Raw genomic sequence first — 17,649 nt, forward strand, 5'->3', positions numbered from 1 at the left:
ACCGCCATGACCGCATGTATCGTTGGCTGGGCGCATTCGCGCTTCGGCAAGCTCGAAGGCGAGACGCTGGAAGGCCTGATCACCAAGGTCGCGGTCGACGCGCTCGACCATGCCGGGATCGGCCCGGACGAGGTCGACGAGATCGTGCTTGGCCACTTCAATGCCGGCTTCTCGCCGCAAGATTTTACCGCAAGCCTGGTGCTGCAGGCCGACGACCGGCTGCGCTTCAAGCCGGCGACCCGGGTCGAGAACGCCTGCGCAACCGGCTCCGCCGCGGTCCGGCAAGGGATCCGCGCCATCGACGCCAACGCCGCCCGCATCGTGCTGGTGGTCGGCGCTGAGCAGATGACGACGACGCCCGGTCCCGAGATCGGCAAGAACCTGCTCAAGGCGTCCTATCTGCCGGAGGACGGCGACACACCGGCGGGTTTCGCCGGCGTCTTCGGCAAGATCGCGCAGGCCTATTTCCAGCGTTATGGCGACCAGTCCGATGCGCTGGCGATGATCGCCGCCAAGAACCACAAGAACGGCGTCGACAATCCGTACGCGCAGATGCGCAAGGATTTCGGCTACGAGTTCTGCCGCCAGGAAAGCGAGAAGAACCCCTTCGTTGCCGGTCCGCTGAAGCGCACCGACTGTTCGCTGGTTTCCGACGGCGCGGCAGCCCTTGTGCTGACCGACACATCGACGGCGCTGAAGATGCGCCGCGCTGTCGCCTTCCGCGCCAACGAGCATGTTCAGGATTTCCTGCCGATGTCGAAGCGCGATATCCTGTCGTTCGAAGGCTGCGAGCAGGCCTGGAATCAGGCCTTGAAGAAGGCAGGCGTGACGCTCGACGACCTCTCCTTCGTCGAGACGCATGACTGCTTCACCATCGCCGAACTGATCGAATATGAAGCGATGGGCCTGGCCAAGCCGGGCGAGGGCGCCAAGCTCGCGCTGGACGGCACGACGGCCAAGGACGGCAGGCTGCCGGTCAATCCGTCCGGCGGGCTGAAGGCCAAGGGCCACCCGATCGGCGCCACCGGCGTGTCGATGCATGTGCTGTCAGCCATGCAGTTGACCGGCGAGGCCGGTGGCATCCAGGTGCCTGGCGCAAAGCTCGGCGGCATCTTCAACATGGGCGGCGCGGCGGTCGCCAACTACGTTTCCATTCTCGACCGGATCAGGTAGAAGCAGCCCGTATTTTCAGGGCGTAGTCATGACGAATCCGGTTCTGGTCGAAGTCTTGCGCGGGGCGATCGTCGAGAGCGCCCATCGCGGCGCTGTCGCGGTCTTCGATAGCGACGGCAAGCCTGTATGGGAAATCGGCGATACGGCGAAGCCGGTGTTTCCGCGCTCCGCGGTGAAGGCAATCCAGGCCTTGCCGCTGGTCGAAACGGGTACCGCTGACGCCTATGGCTTCGGTGACCGCGAACTGGCGCTCGCCTGCGCCTCGCATTCCGGCGAACCCGCGCACGTCGAATTGGCGCAGGCGATGCTGGCCAAGGCCGGCCTCGACAAATCAGCGCTGGAATGCGGCGCGCACTGGCCGTCCAGTCATGACGCGACCATCGCGCTGGCCCGCGCCGGCAATTCGCCGAACCCGCTGCACAACAATTGCTCCGGCAAGCATTCCGGCTTTCTCTGCACCTGTGTCCACGCGGGGATCGCCCACCAAGGCTACGTCAAGGCCGTCCACGGCCTGCAGGAGATGGTGCGTGCGGCGATGGAGACGGTGACCGGCGCCACCCACGATGCCGATGACCGGGCCATCGATGGCTGCTCGATCCCGACCTATGCCGTGCCGCTGAAAAGCTTTGCGCTGGGTTTTGCCCGCATGGCGACGGGCAGGAGCTTTGGCCCTGAGCGCGCGAAGGCTGCCAAACGTTTGCTGTCAGCTTGCATGGCCGAACCTTTCCTGGTTGCCGGCACCGGCAAGGCGGATGTCGCGCTGATGCAGGCCGCGCCCGGCCGCATCTTCGTCAAGACCGGCGCCGAAGGCGTCTATTGCGCGGCATTGCCTGAGCTCGGCCTCGGCATCGCGTTGAAATGCGACGACGGCGCCGGCCGCGCCGCCGAGGTGATGATAGCCACGGTGCTGGCAAAACTTCTCGGGGCTGACAAGGCGCTGGCGGCGAACCTTTTGGAACAGGCCAATCCGCCGATCGAAAGCCGCATCGGCGCCAAGGTCGGCGCGCTGCGGCCGACAGCGTCGCTCAGCTGACGCGGTTTCGCTCAACCGTCAGATGGGCATAGCCGGTATCGCTTGATTTGGCGAGATCGCCGGTTGCCGGCTCGGCCCAGCGCTGGCCGATGATGGCGCCGTTCCTGGCGCCGTCGATGACGTTGTCGGAAATGATGGCGTTTCCCGCCCCGTCGACCACCGTGACGGCAATGCCGGTTCCCGCGTTGCGGATGATGTTTCCGGTTGCCACCACATTGCGCATATAGGCGCCCCAGCCGATCTGCATGCCGTAGACCGGCGCGTTCTCGATGATGTTGCCGGTAACAGTGGTGTCGGCCTCGACGCTGATGCCGACGCCGAAGCCCGGCGCATCTGCGGGGTAGGGGCCTGTAGTCGACAAATTGCGCACGATGTTGTTCGAGCAGATGCCTATGCGGCCGCCTTCGTTGAAATTGACGATCGAGATGCCGTTGGCCGCACCATCGACGATATTGTTGGCGATAACAGCGCCCTCAAAGGAAAACTCCGAGTAGAGCGCCGTTTCGCCCGAGCGCGAGCAGGTATTGCCGGTCATCTGCAGATTGCTGGAACTGTTGGCGCGGATCGCCGAGAAGGCGCAGTCCGAGACGATGTTGCCGGAGATGGAGACATTGCCGGCGCGGAACGCGTTGATGCCGTTGCCGTTCTGACCGGTGCCGCCGCTGTGCGCACCAATCCGCTGAACGCGGTTGCCGCTGACGATGGTGCCGTCCTCGGCCTGCTGCCAGCGATGCACGAGAATGCCGCCATTGCCGCAGTCGGACACGGTGTTGTCCGATATCGCTAAACCGCCCGCCTCGACGGAGTAGATGCCGGCGTCCGCTGCTCCCGAAATATCCGAACGCTCGACGCGGCCGGATGCATGCTCCAACGCCAGCCCGTGCTTGCCGCTGCCGGTGATTATGCAGTTGTCGATGACCAGGTGGGCGACGCGGCGCAGGTCGAGCAACCCTTGCGCATCGTCGGCCAGAGAGCCGCTGGCTCCGTCGAAGACCAATGCGGTGAACTCGATATGCTCGGCCTGTTCGGCCGTGAGCAAACGGCCACCACCGCCGTAGATAATGCGTGAGGCGCCGGGCACGCCGGAAAGCCTGACACGGGCAGGCAAGCTCAGGTTGGATACGACATAGTTGCCCGGCGGCAGAAACACCGACGCGTTGCGCTCGCTCGCCTCGGCAAGCATCCTGTCGAAGGCTTTGCTCTGGTCGTCCGCTGCGTCCGGCTGCACGCCAAGCTCGGCGGCGTTGATCGAGCCGCGCGCTGCCGTCTTAGCCAAGGCGTTGTCCGACGAAAGACCGAGCACGGCAAAACCGGCCGTCCCCTTCAGAAGCGCTCGTCTGTTCAACATCGGCACATCCCTTGCGATCCCCGACTAACCGCAGGAATCATGCCAGCCGCAGCGGTCTTCGCTCGGCCCATAGTCCGGCCAATGACCGGGTCCGGCAAGTGGCTTGTACAGTCGCCGAAGCGGGCCTAAGTTTGTCCGATGAGCAGAGCTTTCACCCGTGAGGAAGACAGCGAAAACGCCATCGCCGGCATTGGCGAGCGGCCGATCAGCCCGCACCGCAATCTGGTGACGGAGCGCGGGCTGGCGCAGATCGAGGACAATCTGACCGATCTGCGCGACATATTGGCGAAAGCCGAGCGAAAAGCCGACCGCGAGCGTATCGCCGTCGTGTCGCGCGATCTGCGCTACTGGACCGCGCGCCGCGAAAGCGCCGAACTCTCGGTGCCGGAACCGGGCAGCGACCAGGTGCGCTTCGGCATGGGCGTCACGCTGGAAAGTGATGACGGCAAGAAGGTGCACTGGAAGATCGTCGGCGAGGACGAGGCCGATCCGTCAAAGGGCAGCATTTCCCACGTCTCGCCGATGGCGGTGGCGCTGTTCGGCAAGAAGGTCGGCGACGTCGCAAGCGTCAACGGCAAGGAATGGGAAATCGTCAAGCTGTCGGATGTCTGACGCCAGCTGACCCTATCTGCTCAGCCAGCTTTTGCAACGCGGGCTCATACTTGTCCATGACATCGCGAGCGGCACGCATTTGCCTTTCGAGATCGTCACACGGCACCGGCTTTAGAATGATGCCGTCATCGGTTTCGATGATCTGGAATTCATCGCCGACTTGCAGCCCCAAGCTGTCGAGCATCTCTCGCGGCAAGATTACAACGCCCGATCCGTCCTCAAGTCCGTGAATGATGGTGTCCATGTCTATACCGTAGGTTGCGCAATACACTATGACGCAACTCTGATAGGCACTGCAACTGTTTCGTTCAGCCCGCCAGCAGCCGGTCCAGCAGCCTATCCGCCGCCTCCGGAATAACCGTGCCCGGCGGGAAGATTTCCGCAGCACCTGCTTCCAGCACCGCATCATAATCCTGTGGTGGGATGACCCCCCCGGCGACGATCAATATGTCGGCGCGGCCGAGTTTCTTCAGCGCATCGCGCAGTTCGGGGATCAGCGTCAAATGTCCCGCCGCCAGTGACGAGGCGCCGATGATATGGACGTCCTGCGCGACCGCCAGTTTCGCGATCTCATCCGGTGTCTGGAACATCGCGCCGACGGTGACGTCGAAGCCGAGATCGGCGAAGGCTGTAGCAATGACTTTTTGGCCACGGTCGTGGCCGTCTTGGCCCATCTTGGCGACCAGGATGCGCGGCTTGCCGCCGGACTTCTTTTCGAAGGCTTCGAGCTTCTCCAAGAGCCGGTCGACCGTCAGATTGTCGCCAAGCGCGTTGCGATAGACGCCTGAGATCGTCTGCACCGAGGCGACGTGACGGCCAAAGACCTTTTCCAGCGCCAGCGAAATCTCGCCGACCGTGGCGTTGGCCCGCGCGGCGCGGATGGCGAATTCCAGCAGGTTTTCGTTACCTTGCGCCGCACGGGTCAGCGCATCGAGTGCGCTCTCGACCGCGCCGACATTGCGCGTGCCTTTGAGGTTCTGCAGCTTCGACAACTGCCGGGCTCGGACCTCGGCATTGTCGATCTTCAAGACGTCGACCTCGATGTCGTTCTCCGGCCGATGCGCGTTGACGCCGACCAGCATCTGCTCGCCGGAATCGATGCGAGCCTGCGTGCGCGCTGCCGCCTCTTCGATGCGTAGTTTCGGAATGCCCTGTTCGATCGCAGCGGCCATGCCACCAAGGCTCTCGACCTCTTCGATATGGGCAAGCGCGCGCGCCGCCAGATCATGAGTCAGCCGCTCCAGATAGGCCGAGCCACCCCACGGGTCGACAATGCGCGTGGTGCCGGATTCCTTTTGCAGGATGAGCTGCGTGTTGCGGGCGATACGGGCCGAATGGTCTGTCGGCAGCGCCATCGCCTCGTCGAAGGAATTGGTGTGCAGCGACTGCGTATGGCCTTGCGTCGCCGCCATCGCCTCGATCATGGTGCGGGTGATGTTGTTGTAGGGGTCCTGCGCCGTCAGTGACCAGCCGGAGGTCTGGCAATGGGTGCGCAGCGACAGCGAGCGCTCGTCCTTCGGCGCAAAATTCTTCTGCATCAGGCTCGACCACAGAAGCCGCGCGGCGCGGAGCTTGGCGACCTCCATGAAGAAGTTCATGCCGATCGCCCAGAAGAAGGAAAGCCGTGGCGCGAAACGGTCGATGTCGAGACCGGCAGCGACGCCGGCGCGGGCATATTCGATGCCGTCGGCAATGGTGTAGGCGAGCTCCAGGTCCGCCGTCGCGCCGGCCTCCTGCATGTGATAGCCGGAGATCGAGATCGAATTGAACTTCGGCATGTTCTTCGAGGTGTAGGAGAAGATGTCCGACACGATCCGCATCGAAGGCTTCGGCGGATAAATGTAGGTGTTGCGGACCATGAACTCCTTCAGAATGTCGTTCTGAATGGTGCCGGCGAGATCCTTCTGCGCAACGCCCTGTTCTTCAGCTGCCACGATGTAGAGCGCCATGATCGGCAGCACGGCGCCGTTCATGGTCATCGACACCGTCATTTCGTCGAGCGGGATGCCGTCGAACAATTGCCGCATGTCGAGGATGGAATCGATAGCCACGCCCGCCATGCCGACATCGCCGGCAACGCGCGGATGATCGCTGTCATAGCCGCGATGGGTGGGCAGATCGAAGGCGACCGATAGGCCCTTCTGGCCGGCGGCGAGATTGCGCCGGTAGAAGGCGTTGGATTCTTCGGCCGTCGAGAAGCCGGCATATTGCCGGATCGTCCACGGCTGCTGGACATACATGGTCGGGTAGGGGCCGCGCACAAAGGGCGGCATGCCCGGATAGGTGTCGAGATGGGTGAGGCCCTTGAGGTCGCCCTGACTATAGAGATGCTTGACGGCAATGCCTTCCGGCGTCAGCCGCTGGCCCTTGACCTCGACGGGTGCGCGCCGTGGCGCCGACCAGCCGAGCTCTGAGAAATCCGGGATCAAGGTGCGGCTCCGATCGACTGGTCGATGCGGACCGGAAACAGGGCCTCGCACACCGCCACGCCCTCGGTGAAAGGAGGCCGCCGCTCGGCCGCCAGCGTCTCGACCGGGGTCTCGCTTTTGAGCGGATAAAGCGTGGTGCCGATGATTGCCCGTTCACCCGACCGGTAGGCCTCGGCGCGGCGCTCGGATGCTGCCTTGACGCGCGCCTGGATATGGCCGTGCTGCAGGCTTGCCAGAACGCCGCCTTCCGCTTCGATCCTCTGGAATTCTGCCCACGCCGCTTCGCACAGGCCTAAGGTCAGCGCCTCGACCGCGCCCGAGCCATAGGTGGGGTCGGCGACGTGGTCGATATGGCTTTCATTGGCCATGATCAGCTGCGCGTTGCGGGCGACACGGCGGGCAAAAGGCGCCGGCAGGCCATGCGCGATCGTGTGCGGCAGGATGGAGATCGAATCGGCGCCCCCGGCGGCTGCGGCAAAACCGGCGATCGCAGTGCGTAGAATATTGGTCTCGGGGTCGGCTGCCGTCATCATGCGGAACGACGTCTCGGCATGGATATTGGCGGTCGCGGCCGGGATCGAGCACGTCTCCTGGATTCGCCCCCACAACCTGCGCAGCGCCCGAACCTTGGCCGTCGACAGGAATTGGTCCTGGTCGACGCTCAGGGCAAAGCCGATATGCGGTGCGGCGTAGACAAGCGGCTGGCGCGCGTCCTCGAACATTCTGAGATAGGAGACCGCGGAAGCGAGCATGGTGCCGAGCTCCTGCGCCTCGGTGGCGCCGGCATTGTGGAACACCCGCCCGTCCGCCTCGAGCAATACGCCCGGCACGCCAAGCGAGAAGAAATGTGCCAGCGATTGCGGCATCGATGCCTGCAAGGCCTCGATCGACATCCGCAACCGGCCGGTTCCGGCAAAGATTGCCGCCGGGTCGATGCCGAAGGAGAGGTTGAGTTTCGCCGGGTCGGAGCGGCGCTTGCTCAGGAACGCCACCAGCCAGTCGGCGACGGCGCGGCTCCAGGGATGGGCGTCGATGCGGATCTGCGTGCGGTTGAGCGGTATGCCGTCGAGCACCGTCTCCAGCGCCTGCGCCGTCCGCGGCAGGCCGTAGCCGAACGCATTCGGCGCGCCCTCGAAGACCAGCGACAGGCCCGTCGCGCCTTGCGCTACATCATCCAGAGCCTGGGCCTTGGCGCGGCCGATATCGGGATCGTCGATGCGCTGGCTGACGATCCAGGGCAGTTTGGGGTTGGCGCGCACAAGCGGTTCGGCCCCGCCGGCGCGCTCATAGAGCGGTTCGATGCGAATGGCGTCGTCGGTGTGCGACACCAGCCTGTCCTCGAAGGATGCGCCGGCCAACGCCTTTTCCGTCAAGGCCAGCCATCGCTGGCGCTCGACGTTTGTGGGTTCGACTTCCTTGGTCAAGGCTCCGGCGCCCATCCATTTTCCTCGTTCTTATGCGGCCGCACCAGCCTGGAGCGGTTCAGTCTACGGTCCCCTGTCCGATATCGCAATGCAATGCGCCTCCAGGGTCCGAACTCGATCCCTCTGATATAGGTCAGCCTGCGTGGACGAACCATGAACGATTGCCAAACACCGGCAAAATCCGCAAGCTCCAAAAGGCCGATTTGGAGCATTGGTCCAGTTTAGACAATTGGCCCATCTGAGGATTTGGATTGTCGCTGTGCAACGGCCTCACTATACGTGCGGCAAGGCCATTGGCTTAAGACCAGTTTGCGGAGACATGGACATATGGCTGACGAGACCAGCATTTTCCTCGGCGCCAGCCGCAAGCCCGACGACAGCTATCAGCGCGCCGAACAGCTTTTGCTGCAATATGGCAACCGCCACGGCCTGATTACCGGCGCCACTGGCACCGGCAAGACGGTCAGCCTGCAGATCCTGGCCGAAGGCTTTTCCAATGCCGGCGTGCCAGTGTTCTGCGCCGATATCAAGGGTGACCTGTCCGGCATCGCCATGATGGGCAAGGCGCAGGATTTTCTGGTCAGGCGAGCCGAACAGGTCAAGCTCGACCCTTACGACTTCCAGGAATTTCCGGTCATCTTCTGGGACCTGTTCGGTGAGCAGGGCCATCCGATCCGCGCCACCGTCTCGGAAATGGGACCGCTGCTTTTGTCGCGGCTGATGAACCTGTCCGAAGCGCAGGAGGGCATCATGAACATCGCCTTCCGCATCGCCGACGAGGACGGCTTGCTGCTGCTCGACATGAAGGATCTGCAGGCGCTGCTGGCCAACATCGCCGAACGTGCCGAGGAGATAAGCTCCCGTTACGGCAATGTCACCAAGCCGTCGGTCGGCGCCATCCAGCGCACGCTGCTGGTGCTGGAACAGCAGGGGGCGGCGAATTTCTTCGGCGAGCCGGCTTTGCGCATCGCCGACATCATGCGCACCACCCGCGACGGCCGCGGCGCCATCAGCGTGCTTGCCGCTGACAAACTGATGATGAACCCCAGGCTTTACGCCACCTTCCTGCTCTGGCTGATGTCGGAGCTGTTTGAGGAACTGCCCGAGGTCGGCGACCCCGACAAGCCGAAGCTGGTCTTCTTCTTCGACGAAGCGCATCTGCTTTTCGACGAAGCGCCGAAGGTGCTGATCGACCGCGTCGAGCAGGTGGTGCGGCTGATCCGCTCGAAGGGCGTCGGCGTCTATTTCGTCACGCAGAACCCCTTGGATATCCCTGAAAAGGTTCTCGCCCAGCTCGGCAATCGCGTGCAGCACGCGCTGCGCGCCTACACGCCACGTGAACAGCAGGCGGTGAGGACGGCGGCCGAAACGTTCCGGCCCAACCCGGATTTCGACTGCATGACCGCGATCACTCAACTCGGCACCGGCGAGGCGCTGGTCTCGACGCTGGAGGCCAAGGGCGTGCCGTCCATGGTGCAGCGAACGCTGATCCGGCCGCCGTCGTCCAGGCTTGGCCCGATCACAGTGGATGAGCGCCGCAAGCTGATCGACCAGAGCCCGGTAGCCGGCCAGTATGATCAGACCATCGACCGCGAATCGGCCTTCGAGATGCTGCAGAAGAAGGCCAAGGGAGCGCAGGAGGCGGATGAGCAGGCGCAGCAGGCCGGCAGTGGCCGCTCACGCTGGACCATTCCCGGCTTTGGCAACGATACGCCGCCGCAGTCCGGTGGCCGCCGCGCGCCGGCGCCGAGACCCTCCAACCGCCAGACCGTCGCCGAAGCCGCGATCAAAGCTGTCGTGCGCTCGGTCGGCTCGTCGGTCGGACGGGCGATCGTGCGCGGGATTCTGGGCAGCCTATCCAGGGGGCGGTAGGAAGAACCTAACCGAAGCGGTTGCTAGGTTGGCCTCGCTCCCCCGGTCGGAGCGCAAACAGTCCGCCCTCATGTGGGTGCGCGTCAAGGTGGCCGGTGGTCATGGTGAAGCGCGCCGAGGTGACGAAGAGCGTATCGAGATCGGCGCCGCCAAAGGTGCAGCTCGTCGGCCAGGAGCAGGGCACTTCGACGATCCGCTGCCGCGAAGCTGGGTGAACAACGCTTTCGACGGATGGGACCGCCGCGCCAGGATCACCAGGCCTAAGGACAGGATCACCATCTCGCTCACGGCCTCACGGGCGCTCGACGTCTTCATCCTCCATTCGCCGTCGCAGGACGCCGATTTCTTCTGCTTCGAGCCGGTGTCGCATTCCGTCGATGCCCATCACGGTGAGGGGCTGACCCCGCTTGAGCACGGTGCCATGTTGAGTGCAAACATGCGGCTTGATTGGAGTTCGATCGCTTTGGGTTGATGTGAAACAGGCCCGCACAACCGTTCTCCGCCCCCTTGGCGATCGGCTGGGTGAAAAAGCCCTTCAGCCCCAGCAGGGCCTCATGTACACACCCATTCGCGGATCTTGCATTTCTGTCCGCTTCGCTCGCAGACCTGCAGCGTCAGGTCTTCGGCCTCGCGGCGTGTCTGAGCCGTCTCCGATCCCCAGCTGGTCAGCCGTCCCTCCGCCTTCTCGCCCACCGCGAGCGCGCCGCAATGATTGTAGGGAAAGCCCGTGTTGTCGTCGTCGTTCCAGTGGCGATGATTGCGAAACACGCTCACCACGGCGCAGCTGTCGCCGCCAGCGTTCTGGCAATGCTTGAGGGCGATGTCCATCGCCTCCTGACGCTTGTCGGCGCCCCAGAAGAAGCCGTGCTTGCCGTCTGGGTTCGAATAAGCGATCGCCGCCCAGATTCCTTTCTCCTCCTGGGCCGGCGGCTCGGGTACGTCCGCCGCGGGGGCGAGGTCCGCCGCAGCGAGCCGCCCGGCGCAGGCCAACAGCATGCCGATTGCCGCAATGGTGGAATTCACCCTCATTGTACGCCTCCTTGTTTTCCTGCTGCCGAGGCCACGGAAATGACGACGCAGCTGTTGCCTGTCGGCAGCAGCATCGCGTTGCCCCCTCCATTGGCCAGTTCATAGACGCTGATTTGTCCAAGATTGTTGGCAAGCTTGCTGCCTTTCGGAAGCAGGGCCGGAACATCGGCGCAATTGGCCGCGAACGGCGCCACCCTGACCATCTTACCTTCGCAAACAGATGCGGTGGGTGCTGCGAACACCAGGCCCGCGGCCGGGCCGCTGTAGCCCTGCGTGGCGTAGTTCATGCCGACCAGGGCTTCCACGACGTGTTTGTCGGGGGCCTCGTTGTTCCAGATCGACTGGACGCTGTAGGTCGTGCCGGTCGTCAGCATCTGCCCAAGGGCCGGGAAAATGTTGGAACAAGACTGCAAGCCTGCCTGTTTGGCGTGTTGCAGAAATGGCGTGTCGGCCAAGGCCGGATCGGGCTCGTTGGTCTCCGCGACCGCCGGTTGCGGCAATAGATTGCGGACCAGGCCGTAGCGCATGGCTGCGAAGCCGGCCGCGGCGACGACGGCAATGGCGAGCAACGAGAAGACAGCGGTCTTCGCCAGGTTTCGTTTCGGTCTGCTCCGGTCATCGATGCCGACCTGAACAGCATCCTTTCCCTGGTTGCGGGACATTATCCGGTCATGGATCGATTGCTGGTTCATCGCAATGCCTTTGTCAATTGATCGCCTCGACGGCCGCGGCCAAGCCCTTGAGGGTTGCGGTCACGTTGATCGTTCTGCCATCCGTCGTCGGAAAGGAGATGACAGATGCCGCAGCCTTCGAAATCTGTTCGCGCATGATCGGACCAACCGGCAGCATGCCGACGCAGACGGCTTGATTGCATCCGTCGAGTTGAATTTTTATCGGCTCCTTGCGCCCCTCGAATGTCAGCGAGACAGGACTGTCGCTCTTGGCGATCGGCGGGGTGCGCAAGATCATGTAGGGGTTGCCTTCCTTGGTGGCGGCCAGCGACCAGCTGAACGCAACCTGTCCAGCCTGGTCTTCGATGATCTGGGTGACGTTGCAGACCTTTTGGCGCGCCTTCAGGTTCTCGTCGCAGATCAGCGTCCAGTTCTCGAACGGACGGGTGGTCCGTTGATATTCGCCAAGCTTCGCATCCGCAGGCACCGCGACGTCGGAAGGTTTTACCCTGTAGCCGGAAGGGATCGTTTCCTGCCCGGCCGCAAACGAGCCGGACAGGAGCATTGAAGTCATGGATATCGCGACAGCAAGGACTGCCTGCCTGATCATAGCCGGCCTCTAGTTCAGCGTAAGGCTGACGCCCGCGCCGACACCCCAGTTCCCGCCTGCTGTCGTGCCGGACAGGTTTGCTCGAACACGTCCCTCCTCGCTGGTGTAGCCGGCGCCGAAGGCGACGGCGCCTTCGCCGCGCCAATAGCCTCCGCCGGCCGCCACGCTCAGCTTGCCGGGACGGTCGTCATAGCGCAGCGAAGCGGCGGCCAGGCCGATCGCGGCGGCCTGGCGTGCTTCGCCCCGAACCTCGCCCATGTCCATGTTGAGCTGGCTGAGTTTGGAGTCCGCATATGCATTGGCCTGCTGCAGCGTCGTGGTCGCCACCTGGTTGGTATAGGTCTTGGAATCCGCCAGCGTGGTCGACAGGCTGTTGTTGAGCTGCTGCACGTTGACCGCATCAGTGTTGGCAACGCCCGCCCCGACATTGTGGATGACGACCGGCGTGTTGGGGTCGCCGCCGGCAAGCGTTATCGAGTTGGATTTGCTGCCGTCGCCGTTCTTGTCGTATTGGACGGCGAACTCGTTGAGATCGCCGACGCTCCCCTGCATGGCTTCGACGGCCTGGTTGGTCGCGTAGAGCTGGCTGCCGTTGATGGCGTCGGTGGAGGTGCCGCTGATCCTGCCCGCGGCGACATTGGTGACGGTGCGCTCCTTGCCGACGTCGCCGACGCTCACCGTGCTCGTCGGAGTTGTTCCGGCAAACGTGTAGTTGACGCCGTTGATCGTGGTGCCGGTGGTGGCGACCGCCGCCGCCGTCGTTGAGCCCGCGCCGAGCGCGACGCTGCCCGGCTCGTTGGCCGTCGCGCCTGCGCCGAGCGCCACTGCCTGCGCGCCATTGGTGGTCGAGTTGGTGCCGAGCGCGATGCTGTCGGCCTGGTTGACGGTCGAGTTCTGGCCGATCGCGATGCCCCCCGGCGCCGTCTGCTGCACGATGGCGCCGTTGCCGATGCCGATGCCGTTGTCGCCGTTGACGGTGGTGCGCGGACCGACCGCAACCGAATCGACGCCGACCGCAAGCGAGTCGGGAGCCGTCGAATTGGCGTGGAAATACAGGCTTCCCGTCACCGCGAACGAGCTCAGCGCGCCCTTCAACTGGCGAAGCGTCACCGCGTCCTGGTCCTGGGTGCCGTCGGCCACGTTGATGATCTGACGATAGGAGGTGGAGGTTCCGACCGAGACGGCGCCGAGCAGGCTCATATCCGCAGTGTTGTAGGGAATGAGACCGGTGCCGGAGAGGATCGATCCCGATGCGGGCGCGACCGCCCGGTCCGAGATCGAGCCGGCGCCAAGCGCCACGCCGCCAAGGACGGTGGCCTGGGTGCCGCGGCCGAGCGCCAGCGCGTCGCCGGCGGAGGCGGTCGCCTGGTAGCCGAGGGCGGAGGAGCCGACCCCTTGAGCGAAGGCGTCGGTGATCGGCAGGGTGCTGTCGTTGGTGCGCACATAGCGGATGCCGTCGCCATTGGCGTCGGTGTAGGCCGTGGAGGTGTCGCCGGCAAAATTGTTGATCGTGTTGCCGAGAGTGGTGATGTTGGCGGTGTTGGTGGCGATGTCGGCGGTGTTGGCCGCGATATCGGTCGTGTTCTGCGTCACCTGCTGGTTGGTCGCAAACAGCTGCGAGCCGTTGACCGCATCGGTCGAGGAGCCGTTCAACTGCCCGGCCGCGACATTCTGGATCTGGCGCTCCGCGCCCACCGAGCCGACCGAGAACGCGCCGGCCGGCGTCGCGCCCGCGAAGGCATAGTTGACGCCGCCGATCGTCGTGCCGCCAACCGCGGTCGTGGCGCCGGAGATCGAATTCAGGCCGATCGCCACGTCGCCGGCATTGTTGGCCACAGCATTCGGGCCGACCGCGACGGAATCCGTGCCCAGCGCCTGGGAGTCCGCAAGTGTCGAGTTGGCGTGGAAATACTTGATGCCGCCGCCGGTGCTGATGCTGTTGATCGTGTTGCCGAGAGTGGTGATGTCGGCGGTGTTGGCGGCGATATCGGTAGTGTTCTGCGTCACCTGCTGGTTGGTCGCGAACAGCTGCGAGCCATTGACGGCGTCGGTCGACGAGTTGCTCAACCGTCCGGCCGCGACGTTCTGGATCTGGCGCTCCGCGCCGACCGAGCCGACCGAGAACGCACCGGCCGGTGTGGTTCCGGCGAAGGCATAGTTGACGCCGCCGATCGTCGTGCCACCAACCGCCGTCGTGGTGCCCGAGACCGAATTCAGGCCGAGCGCGACGTCGCCGGCATTGTTGGCCACCGCGTTCGGGCCGACCGCGACGGAATCCGTGCCCAGCGCCTGGGAATCCGGCAGCGTCGAATTGGCGTGAAAATACTTGATGCCGCCGCCGGTGCTGATGCTGTTGATCGTGTTGCCGAGATTGGTGATGTCGGCGGTGTTGGCGGCGATATCGGTGGTGTTCTGCGTCACCTGCTGGTTGGTCGCAAACAGCTGCGAGCCGTTGATCGCGTCGGTCGACGAGTTGCTGAGGCGGCCCGCCGCGACATTGGTGATGGTCCGCTCCGCGCCAAGCGCGCCGACGCTGACGGTGCTCGTCGGCGTCGTGCCGGCGAAGCTGTAGGCCGTACCGCCGATCGTCGTGCCGCTGGTGCCGACCGCGGTCGCGGTCACCGAGCCAGAGCCCAGCGCGACATCGCCGGAGCTAGCCGCCGCGGTCGCGCCATTGCCCAGCGCGACATTGCCGACGAAGCCGGCCGCACCCGCGGTGGAGCCATTCCCCAGCGCCACGGAGCCTTGCCCGATCGCCTTGTTGTTGTTGCCGATGGCGACGGCGCCATTGGCCATATTGGCCGCGGTGGCGCTCGCCGTCCCATCGCTGTTGGCGATGTTGTTGGCGCCGCCGGTGAAGGCGCCGGTGCCGCTGGCGTAGCTCGGATCGCCGATGGCCACCGCGCCGTCGCCATAGGCAACGTTGTCCGCGCCGATTGCCACCGCCTTGCCGCCGCTTGCGTACGCGCTGGTGCCGATGGCGATCGCGTCGGCAGTGTCCGCGCCGGCGGCGGTGCCGATGGCGATCGCATTGACGTCGAGCGTCACCGCGCCCGCTCCGATTGCTGTCGAGCTCGCCGCTGTCGCGATGGATGTCGTGCCGATGGCGATGGAATCGTCGCCTTGGGCAGTGGTGGAACGGCCACCCGCGAACGCACGGGCGCCGGTCGCCTTGGAGGTGGAACCAAGTGAAGTAGCGTATGTTCCGCTAGCCGTGGCGCCCAATCCCAGTGCGCTGGCATTTGCCGCTGTTGCTGCAGCGTTGTTACCGAGGGCAGTGGTGGAGACGTCCGTGGCCTGGGCTCCAGATCCCGCCGCGACCGACCCTACTCCACTCGATACAGCCGAATTGCCCAGAGCCAGTGCAAAATTGCCCGAAGCCGTGGCGACGTTGCCGAACGCCGCCGAGTTTGCTGCCGATGCATTTGCCTGAGGCCCCATGGCGACGGCGTTGGTGCCGGCGGCCTGGGCCTGGAAGCCGACGGCTGCCGAACTGGCGCCGCCGGCCGAGGTACCGATGCCGAGCGCGGTGCTGCCGACTCCACCGGCGTTGGCGCTGACGCCGGCGGCGAGAGAATTGTCTCCTATCGCATTGGCTCCGGACCCGAAGGAGGAGGCGTTTATGCCGCTGGCAGCGGCCTGACGCCCTACGGCAGTGGAATTGGCGCCGCTGGCGACGGATCCCCAGCCCGCAGCTGTCGCATAGTTGTTGCTGGCCGTCGAGCTGACGCCGACCGCCGTGGCATTGCCTCCAGAAGCAACGGCCAACGTGCCTAGCGCACTGGCGCCGGCTCCGGTGGCACTGGCCTGAACGCCGAGTGCGACCGAATTGACGTTGTTCGAGATCGTGCCTTGGCCCAGCGCCATCGCGCCACCCGGTCCTGTAGCCTTCGCATTCAGGCCGATGGCGACCGCGTATTGCGCCGACGAAACGGACGAACGTCCCATCGCAATGGCATCGACCTGGGATGCTGTCACATCTGTGCCGACGCCGATCGCGCCTTGGGCCAGCGCTCCCGTTCCGGCCGCGGTACGCGAGCCGAGATAGACGGAGTTTATCGCCGTAGCAGTCGACTGGAAGCCGATGGCGACGGCATTCTGGTTGCTTGCGATTGCGGTGTTACCTTGGGCAATCGAATCCACGCCGGATGCTGTTGCCCCGAACCCGAGCGCGGTGGCCCGCAGCCCGGTCGCCCGGGTAACAGAGCCGATCGCCGTCGAGTTCACTCCGTCGGCACGCGCATTATTGCCAAAGGCGGCCGCGCTTGTGGTTGCGACCGAATTGACGCCAATGGAGCTTGCTCCGTCCCCGTTGGCCTTGGCGTTCCCGCCCAGGGCGAGGGCATTGACGCCGGTTGCGCCCGCGAAGACACCTATGCCTATGGAATTGAGGCCATTGACACTCATCGCATAGCCGATGGCGATCGTGCCATCGCCCGTTGCACTGTTGGAGCTGCCCAATGCCACGCTGTTATTGCCATTCGTCGCGGCGCCATTACCGATGGCGACGGCGTTGCCGCCGGTCGCGGATCCGCCACCGGCTTGATATTGTGCCTGCGCGGGCGTAGCGAGCCCGAGCGCGGCGATCGCGGCCAGGCCGCCGAGCATGCTGGCCGGACTCACGCCGCAGGCCAGAGCCGAACGCGCGCTGCCGCCGCTGCCCAGTGTTCCCAGACCCATATTCTTGCGACCGAGGCCAAGAACCCGGTGAGCCATGCGCAGCACCGCCATCAGGCGGCGACGAACCGAACGGCTGCCGGCCGCGCCCGCGATCCAGTTTCCGATAAATCCTGGATGAGATTCGATCCTTCTCCGCCTTTCGACGCTTCTGGTCATGCTACTTTTTCCCTCGCAATTGCCGAGGCGTCCTGATGTGCCGCATCATTCGCCTCGGCGGCAAAAAAATCTTCGAAATTACGCGTCTTATCCCGCAACGAGAGACCGACCTTGGCGCCTTGTTTTTCAATCAGCTGATAGGCGCTCGCGACCCATGGCTGCGTCGGCTCGGGAACCGAGTGCAAGGCGGCTTCGGTCCGCTCCGGCGGCAGACTTATCGCCACCAGCGCGCGGCAGAGATCGAAATGAAGAGCCGGTTCCCCCTCGCCATACGCCGGGGTGGTCAATCCGAGCACGAAGGAGGCAAGCAGATGATCGATCTCCGCACCGCTGATCCGGCTGGCATATTGGCGCTGCAACGCGGCCCAAGCCGCTTCGGCCTTGGGTGCGAAGACTTCGATTTCCGCGAATTGAATGTCCATGGGACAATCCGACATGCTGCTTCATCTGGTTGCCCCCGCCCCAAATGACTTCCCATCGCGACCATGAGCACGTTCGCGGTGTATGTATTTTGGAAAAGTCTGGAATCTTTGTAGGAAAATCCGGTCTTTGAGCGCTGAGCGGGCAGGTGTGGCCGCTCTGCCACGCAACTTTTGGCTGCGGAGACGCGCC

Annotated in this window: 15 protein-coding genes; 5 read left to right on the forward strand and 10 right to left on the reverse strand. The window is 64.4% G+C overall.

The window, feature by feature from the left end; translation table 11 throughout:
• Positions 1-6: 6 nt before the first annotated feature.
• Positions 7-1,173 carry an acetyl-CoA acetyltransferase gene (locus tag AC1D1L_RS15465; RefSeq protein ID WP_477342453.1) on the forward strand — a complete coding sequence of 389 codons (1,167 nt, stop codon included), beginning with the start codon at positions 7-9 and terminating at the stop codon, positions 1,171-1,173.
• Positions 1,174-1,201: 28 nt separating this feature from the next.
• Positions 1,202-2,206 carry an asparaginase gene (locus AC1D1L_RS15470; RefSeq protein WP_477342454.1) on the forward strand — a complete coding sequence of 335 codons (1,005 nt, stop codon included), beginning with the start codon at positions 1,202-1,204 and terminating at the stop codon, positions 2,204-2,206.
• On the opposite strand, the gene AC1D1L_RS15475 is transcribed toward AC1D1L_RS15470, so the two are convergent.
• A complete protein-coding gene (locus AC1D1L_RS15475) occupies positions 2,199-3,554 on the reverse strand; it encodes a TIGR03808 family TAT-translocated repetitive protein (protein WP_477342455.1) in 1,356 nt (451 codons plus the stop codon). The genes AC1D1L_RS15470 and AC1D1L_RS15475 overlap by 8 nt on opposite strands.
• A 138-nt stretch (positions 3,555-3,692) precedes the next feature.
• Here AC1D1L_RS15475 and greA point away from each other — a divergent pair, with 138 nt between their 5' ends.
• Positions 3,693-4,166, forward strand: coding sequence for a transcription elongation factor GreA (greA, locus tag AC1D1L_RS15480; protein WP_352559406.1), 474 nt, complete (start codon positions 3,693-3,695; stop codon positions 4,164-4,166).
• Here greA and AC1D1L_RS15485 read toward each other — a convergent pair.
• The 3 genes from AC1D1L_RS15485 to AC1D1L_RS15495 all read right to left on the reverse strand — a co-directional run bounded on the left by AC1D1L_RS15485 (position 4,147) and on the right by AC1D1L_RS15495 (position 8,034).
• Positions 4,147-4,410: an AbrB/MazE/SpoVT family DNA-binding domain-containing protein gene (locus tag AC1D1L_RS15485; protein ID WP_477342456.1), complete on the reverse strand. Its 264-nt coding sequence runs from the start codon at positions 4,408-4,410 to the stop codon at positions 4,147-4,149. The genes greA and AC1D1L_RS15485 overlap by 20 nt on opposite strands.
• A gap of 64 nt (positions 4,411-4,474) precedes the next feature.
• Positions 4,475-6,595, reverse strand: coding sequence for a methylmalonyl-CoA mutase (gene scpA, locus AC1D1L_RS15490; protein WP_477342457.1), 2,121 nt, complete (start codon positions 6,593-6,595; stop codon positions 4,475-4,477).
• Entirely contained in the window at positions 6,592-8,034 is a 1,443-nt protein-coding gene (locus AC1D1L_RS15495) for a methylmalonyl-CoA mutase subunit beta (RefSeq protein ID WP_477342458.1), read from the reverse strand. The genes scpA and AC1D1L_RS15495 overlap by 4 nt, the downstream gene beginning before the upstream one ends.
• Positions 8,035-8,346: 312 nt before the next feature.
• Here AC1D1L_RS15495 and AC1D1L_RS15500 point away from each other — a divergent pair, with 312 nt between their 5' ends.
• Entirely contained in the window at positions 8,347-9,891 is a 1,545-nt protein-coding gene (locus tag AC1D1L_RS15500; protein WP_477342459.1) for a helicase HerA-like C-terminal domain-containing protein, read from the forward strand.
• A gap of 7 nt (positions 9,892-9,898) precedes the next feature.
• Here AC1D1L_RS15500 and AC1D1L_RS15505 read toward each other — a convergent pair whose 3' ends face one another.
• Positions 9,899-10,075: an SMP-30/gluconolactonase/LRE family protein gene (locus AC1D1L_RS15505; RefSeq protein ID WP_477342460.1), complete on the reverse strand. Its 177-nt coding sequence runs from the start codon at positions 10,073-10,075 to the stop codon at positions 9,899-9,901.
• A gap of 27 nt (positions 10,076-10,102) precedes the next feature.
• Here AC1D1L_RS15505 and AC1D1L_RS15510 point away from each other — a divergent pair, with 27 nt between their 5' ends.
• A complete protein-coding gene (locus AC1D1L_RS15510; RefSeq protein ID WP_477342461.1) occupies positions 10,103-10,363 on the forward strand; it encodes a hypothetical protein in 261 nt (86 codons plus the stop codon).
• An 80-nt stretch (positions 10,364-10,443) separates the two neighbouring features.
• Here AC1D1L_RS15510 and AC1D1L_RS15515 read toward each other — a convergent pair whose 3' ends face one another.
• From AC1D1L_RS15515 to AC1D1L_RS15535, 5 genes are read right to left on the reverse strand one after another with little or no spacing between them, the layout of a single operon-like run.
• Positions 10,444-10,920: a DUF4189 domain-containing protein gene (locus tag AC1D1L_RS15515; RefSeq protein ID WP_477342462.1), complete on the reverse strand. Its 477-nt coding sequence runs from the start codon at positions 10,918-10,920 to the stop codon at positions 10,444-10,446.
• Positions 10,917-11,612: a hypothetical protein gene (locus tag AC1D1L_RS15520; RefSeq protein WP_477342463.1), complete on the reverse strand. Its 696-nt coding sequence runs from the start codon at positions 11,610-11,612 to the stop codon at positions 10,917-10,919. Before AC1D1L_RS15520 ends, AC1D1L_RS15515 begins: the two co-directional genes overlap by 4 nt.
• A gap of 13 nt (positions 11,613-11,625) precedes the next feature.
• Entirely contained in the window at positions 11,626-12,201 is a 576-nt protein-coding gene (locus AC1D1L_RS15525; protein WP_477342464.1) for an invasion associated locus B family protein, read from the reverse strand.
• 9 nt (positions 12,202-12,210) lie between these two features.
• On the reverse strand, positions 12,211-17,037 hold the full coding sequence (locus AC1D1L_RS15530) for a YadA-like family protein (RefSeq protein WP_477342465.1): 4,827 nt from the start codon (positions 17,035-17,037) through the stop codon (positions 12,211-12,213).
• Complete coding sequence (locus AC1D1L_RS15535) at positions 17,034-17,459, reverse strand: hypothetical protein (protein WP_477342466.1); 426 nt, start codon at positions 17,457-17,459, stop codon at positions 17,034-17,036. Before AC1D1L_RS15535 ends, AC1D1L_RS15530 begins: the two co-directional genes overlap by 4 nt.
• Positions 17,460-17,649: the final 190 nt, after the last annotated feature.

Source organism: Mesorhizobium sp. P2_D6, assembly GCF_056404315.1.